This window comes from Paenibacillus sp. 01L418 (assembly GCF_056400045.1).
In genome coordinates, this window is record NZ_JBFTSN010000819.1 from 1 (window position 1) to 880 (window position 880).

The 880-nt window shown below is 45.0% G+C and carries 2 protein-coding genes; one reads left to right on the top strand and one right to left on the bottom strand.

Features of this window, described 5'->3' with window-relative positions; genetic code table 11:
- Window positions 1-334, top strand: a 334-nt coding sequence (locus AC1DSE_RS35870) for a S8 family serine peptidase (protein WP_477529194.1), incomplete at its 5' end; no start/stop codon positions are given.
- Between the two features lie 50 nt (window positions 335-384).
- On the opposite strand, the gene fur is transcribed toward AC1DSE_RS35870, so the two are convergent.
- Window positions 385-858 (bottom strand): ferric iron uptake transcriptional regulator, encoded by a 474-nt coding sequence (fur, locus tag AC1DSE_RS35875; protein WP_339203330.1) that lies wholly within the window; start codon window positions 856-858, stop codon window positions 385-387.
- Window positions 859-880: the final 22 nt, after the last annotated feature.

Here is an 880-nt window from a genome sequence, read left to right on the forward strand (position 1 = left end):
GGCATCTTTTAAAGAGACGATAGCGGTAGCGGCTACGACAAAAGCAAATAAAATAGCTACTTTCAGCAGCAGAGGCAGCGGGATCTCCGTTTCAGCCCCCGGCGAAAATATATTATCCACATGGCTTGGCGGTAAATACGAAAAGCTCTCCGGCACTAGTATGGCTTCACCTCATGTTGCAGGCGGAGCAGCCTTGCTGCTTGCAGGAAAACCTGGACTTAGTCCCTACGCGGTAAAAACAAGGCTGCAAAAAAAAGCGCTGAAGCTGAACAATTATAGTTCGCTTGCACAAGGTGCTGGATTAATGCAGCTTGATCATATTTTTAAAGCTTAATAGAATGCCAAAACGGCTTGCCGTCCAGTTATGCTGGGCAGCCAAGCCGTTTATGATTGATTCTCATTTGGGTTTGCAAGGTCGTTTTTCTCTTTGCATCGATGACAAATGCCTTGAAAATCAAGGCGATGATCGAGCACAAAAAATCCGTATTCCTGCTCTAGCCTCTCTTCTAAAGGCAAAAGCCAGTCTTCCTTGATTTCATCCATAGTTCCACATTGTACACATATGAGGTGATGGTGGTGATGTTTATTGCTGTCCGTACGAAGATCGTACCGCGCTACCCCGTCGCCAAAATTCAATTTTTCGACAACATGCATTTCACTAAGCAATTCCAATGTCCGATAAACCGTTGCAAGTCCGATTTCTGGAGCTTTATCCTTAACTAGCATAAATACATCTTCAGCGCTAAGATGGTCATCTTCATTTTCAAGTAAAACTCGTACCGTTGCTTCGCGCTGCGGGGTTAATTTGTAGCCCTGCGACTGCAACTGTTGTTTAATCTTATCAATCCGGGCTTCCATGATTTCCCCCCTACCACATGAC

Coding starts and splice junctions, on each gene's coding strand:
- fur (WP_339203330.1), bottom strand. CDS start 858: ATGGAAGCCCGGATTGATAAGATTAAACAACAGTTGCAGTCGCAGGGC.